General features: G+C 71.7%; 4 protein-coding genes. All 4 read right to left on the bottom strand.

Going from position 1 to position 4,675, the window contains the following annotated elements; genetic code table 11:
- Positions 1–1,247, bottom strand: a 1,247-nt coding sequence (locus tag ABZT17_RS44930; RefSeq protein ID WP_356357967.1) for an acyl-CoA dehydrogenase family protein, incomplete at its 3' end; no start/stop codon positions are given.
- A 6-nt stretch (positions 1,248–1,253) separates the two neighbouring features.
- On the bottom strand, positions 1,254–2,177 hold the full coding sequence (locus tag ABZT17_RS44925; protein ID WP_356357966.1) for a hydroxymethylglutaryl-CoA lyase: 924 nt from the start codon (positions 2,175–2,177) through the stop codon (positions 1,254–1,256).
- Positions 2,174–4,111: a biotin carboxylase N-terminal domain-containing protein gene (locus ABZT17_RS44920; protein WP_356357965.1), complete on the bottom strand. Its 1,938-nt coding sequence runs from the start codon at positions 4,109–4,111 to the stop codon at positions 2,174–2,176. The genes ABZT17_RS44925 and ABZT17_RS44920 overlap by 4 nt, the downstream gene beginning before the upstream one ends.
- A gap of 14 nt (positions 4,112–4,125) precedes the next feature.
- A partial coding sequence (locus ABZT17_RS44915) for a carboxyl transferase domain-containing protein (protein WP_356357964.1) occupies positions 4,126–4,675 on the bottom strand: 550 nt, incomplete at its 5' end.

Genomic DNA, 4,675 nt, shown 5'->3' with positions numbered 1-4,675 from the left:
AAGCGGTACGGCTTCGACGGGGTCAAACTCATCATGATCGAGATGGGCCGGGGTTTTCTGCTCGTCTCCGCGATCCGGGACGGAGCAGGGCGAGCGCCTCGGCGTCCGTCAGCGATCAGCATGCGTTGGACCTCACTCGTGCCCTCGCCGATCTCCAGGATCTTGGAGTCGCGCCACATCCGGGCCACCGGGTACTCGTTCATGAAGCCGTAGCCGCCGTGCACCTGGGTGGCGTCGCGGGCGTTGTCCACGGCGACCGTCGACGAGTACAGCTTCGCCAGGGCCGCCTCCTTCTTGAAGGGGGCGCCCGACACCAGCCGCGCCGCCGCGTCCCGCCAGGCCAGCCGGGCCGTGTGGGCCTTCATCTCCATGTCGGCGATCTTGAACTGGATGGCCTGGTTGGCGCCGATCGGCCGCCCGAAGGCGTGGCGCTCCTTGGCGTACTTGACCGACTCGTCCACACAGCCCTGCGCGAGCCCGGTCGCGAGCGCCGCGATGGCGATACGGCCCTCGTCGAGGATGCGCAGGAACTGGGCGTACCCGCGGCCCCTTTCGCCCAGGAGGTTGGCGGCGGGGACCCGGACGTCGGAGAAGGACAGCTCACGGGTGTCGGAGGCGTTCCAGCCGACCTTCGAGTACGGCGGCGCGACCGTGAAGCCGGGGGTGCCGGACGGGACGATGATCGAGGAGATCAGCGGCCTGCCGTCGGGCTTGTGGCCGGTGACCGCCGTGACCGTCACCAACCCGGTGATGTCGGTACCGGAGTTGGTGATGAAGCACTTGGTGCCGTTGATCACCCACTCGTCCGTGGACTCGTCCAGCCGGGCCGTCGTCCGGGTGGCTCCGGCGTCACTGCCGCCGTCGGGCTCCGTGAGACCGAAGGCACCGAGGATCTCGCCGGAGCAGAGGCGGGGGAGCCACTCCTGCTTCTGGGCGTCGGTGCCGAAGAGATGGACCGGCATCGCGCCCAGCGAGACACCCGCCTCCAGGGTGATCGCGACCGACGAGTCCACCCGGGCCAGCTCCTCCAACGCCACCCCGAGCGCCAGATAGTCGCCGCCCATCCCGCCGTACTCCTCCGGGAACGGCAGTCCGAACAGGCCCATGCGGCCCATCTCGCGGACGATCTCATAGGGGAACTCGTGGTGCTCGTAGAACTCGCCGATCTTCGGCGCCACCACGTCGTGCGCGAACTCCTCGACGGTGCGCCGGAGTTCCTCCAGCTCGGGGGTGAGTCGGTAGTCCATGGCTGATCACTGCTCCTGGTGGGAGAGGGCTCGGACGGTGCGGGACGGGCTGGGTCGGCCCAGTTGTTCGGCCATCCACACGCTCGTGGCGACGAGACGGCCGAGGTCGACGCCGGTGTCGATGCCGAGACCCTGGAGCATCCACACGAGGTCTTCGGTGGCGAGATTGCCGGTGGCGGACTTGGCGAACGGGCAGCCGCCGAGCCCGCCGGCGGAGGCGTCGACGGTCGTGACGCCGTGCCGCAGGGCGGCCAGGGTGTTGGCGAGGGCCTGGCCGTAGGTGTCGTGGAAGTGCACGCCCACCTTCTCGACGGGGACGTCGAGTTCGGTGAGCAGGGCCTGTACATGCCCCGGGGTCGCCACCCCGATCGTGTCGCCGAGGCTCAGCTCGTCGCAGCCCATGTCCAGCAGGGCCCTGCAGACCCGGACCACCTGGGGGATCGGGACCGCGCCCTCCCAGGGGTCGCCGAAGCACATGGAGAGATAGCCGCGGACATGGACCTGCTGGGACTTGGCGCGGGCCACCACCGGTTCGAACATGGCCAGCGCCTCGTCCACCGTGCGGTTGAGGTTGGCCTTGGCGAAGGACTCGGTGGCGCTGGCGAACACCGCGACCCGGCGGGCGCCGAGAGCCAGGGCGCGGTCCAGGCCGCGCTCGTTCGGCACCAGCACCGGCAGGTTTGCCGGGAGGCCGGAGACCCGCGGGAACAGCTCCTCGGCGTCGGCGAGTTGGGGCACCCATTTCGGGTGTACGAAGCTCGTCGCCTCGATGGTCGTGAGGCCGGCGTCGGCGAGGCGGTGGATGAACTCCGCCTTCACGTCCGTCGGCACGGTCGACTTCTCGTTCTGCAGTCCGTCACGCGCTCCGACCTCGTGGATCCGCACCCGCGCGGGCAGGTCCGGGGCCGGTACGACCATGGGGAGTGTCACCGCTCCTCCTCTGCCGGGGTGATGACGGCGAGCACCTGGTCCATGGCGACCGTCGTGCCCGGCGTGACGTCCAGTTCGGCGACCGTGCCGGCGTGCGGGGCGGAGATGACGTGCTCCATCTTCATCGCCTCGACGACCAGCAGGCTCTGTCCGGCGGCGACCTCGTCCCCGACGGCGACCTTGACCACGGTGACCGTGCCGGGCATGGGAGCGGTCAGCGAGTCGGCGCCCGCGTGCCGCGCGCCCGTGAGGGACGCGGCGACCGGGTCGTGGTCGCGCACCTGCCAGGCGTCGCCGTCGCGGCCGATCCAGTCCCCGGCGCGGTGGAAGGTGTGCCGGACGCCGTCGAGGGTGACGGAGACGGTCTCGTCGGTGACGGTGTGGGTGCCGCGCGGCACGTACTCCACCGGGTCCTGCACCCGGAGGTGGAAGCCCACGGGCTTCGGCACCCCGCCCAGACGCCAGCCGCTCGGCACGGAGAACGGATCGGTCCAGCCCTCCTGGCGAGGCTCCAGCGCCTGGAGCCGTACGGCCGCCGCCGCCTCGTAGACCTCCTCCGGTACGTCGGTGGAGACGAGGCCGTCCACCTCGCGCTCCACCAGCCCGGTGTCCAACTCGCCCGCGACGACCGCCGGATGGGCCAGCAGCCGGCGCAGGAACCCCGCGTTGGTCTGCACGCCCAGCGTCACCGTGTCGGCGAGCGCGGACCGCAGCTTGCGCAGCGCCGTCGCGCGGTCCGGCCCGTACGCGATCACCTTGGACAGCATCGGGTCGTACAGCGAACCGACCTCCGTGCCCTCGCTGAGGCCCGAATCGGTGCGCACCCCGTCGCCCTGCGGCTCGCGCAGCCTCAGCACCGTGCCGCCGGAGGGCAGGAAGCCGCGCGCGGGGTCCTCGGCACACACCCGGGCCTCGACGGCGTGTCCGGTCAGTGTGATGTCGCCCTGTCCGAACGGCAGTCGCTCACCCGCCGCCACCCGCAGCTGCCACTCCACCAGGTCGAGGCCACCCGCCGAGCCGCCCGCGACGGACACGACCAGCTCGGTCACCGGGTGCTCCACCTGGAGCCGGGTGTTCATCTCCATGAAGTAGTACGACGACGGGTCGTCGCCCGGCACGATGAACTCCACCGTGCCCGCGCCCCGGTACCCGCACGAGCGGGCCGCCTGCACCGCCGCCTCGCCCATCGCGGCCCGGGTCCGCTCGTCGAGGAGCACGCTCGGCGCCTCCTCGATGATCTTCTGGTGCCGCCGCTGGAGCGAGCACTCGCGCTCGCCCAGATGCACCACGTTGCCGTGGCCGTCCGCCAGGACCTGGATCTCGATGTGCCGGGGCCGGTCCACCCAGCGCTCCACGAGGAGGGTGTCGTCGCCGAAGGAGGCGCGGGCCTCACGGCGGGCGGCGGCGATCTCCTCCTCCAGCACCGACAGGTCCCGCACCAGCCGCATGCCCTTGCCGCCACCGCCGGCCGAGGGCTTGAGCAGCACGGGCGCGCCCAGGTCGCGGGCCGCCTCGGCGAGGTCGGGATCACGGCCGCCCGGCACGACCGGCACCCCGGCCGCCCGCACCGTCTCCTTGGCGCGGATCTTGTCGCCCATGAGGGAGATGGCCTCCGCGGAGGGCCCGATGAACACCAGCCCGGCGTCGGCGCAGGCCCGTGCGAAGCCGGCGTTCTCCGCGAGGAAGCCGTACCCGGGATGCACGGCCCGCGCACCCGTGCGGGCCGCCGCCTCCAGGAGCCGCTCCACCGACAGATAGCTCTCGGACGCCGGCGCCGGACCGATCCGGACCGCCGTGTCGGCCTCCCGTACATGCCGGGCGTCGGCGTCGGCGTCGGAGAAGACGGCGACGGAGCGCACCCCCAGTGAGCGCAGCGTACGGATCACCCGGACGGCGATCTCGCCCCGGTTGGCCACCAGCACTGTGTCGAACACGATTCCCCTCCTCCTCACATCCGGAAGACGCCGAACTGGGGCTCACCCAGGGGCGCGTTGGCACAGGCGGTCAGGGCCAGACCCAGCACCTGACGGGTCTCCAGCGGGTCGATGACGCCGTCGTCCCAGAGGCGGGCGGTGGCGTAGTAGGCGCTGCCCTGGCGCTCGTACTGCTGCCGGATCGGCGTCTTGAACGCCTCTTCCTCGTCGGCGGGCCACTCCTCGCCGCGCGCCTCCAGCTGGTCCCGCTTGACGGTCGCGAGGACGGACGCGGCCTGCTCGCCGCCCATCACGGAGATCTTGGCGCCGGGCCACATCCACAGGAAGCGGGGGGAGTAGGCCCGGCCGCACATCGAGTAGTTGCCGGCGCCGTACGAGCCGCCGACGACGACCGTCAGCTTCGGCACGCGGGTGCACGCCACCGCGGTCACCATCTTGGCGCCGTGCTTGGCGATGCCCCCGGCCTCGTAGTCCTTGCCGACCGTGAAACCACCTTGGCGAGCGCGAGCTGGCCGATCTCCCGGATGACCCGGCCGAGCAGCAGGCTCTCCTGGAGGGCGGGGT

Origin of the sequence: Streptomyces sp. NPDC005648 (assembly GCF_040605395.1) — a bacterium.
Taxonomy (GTDB): domain Bacteria; phylum Actinomycetota; class Actinomycetes; order Streptomycetales; family Streptomycetaceae; genus Streptomyces.
Note: the sequence above shows the minus strand (reverse complement) of the source record. Positions and strands in the feature narration are given on the sequence as shown.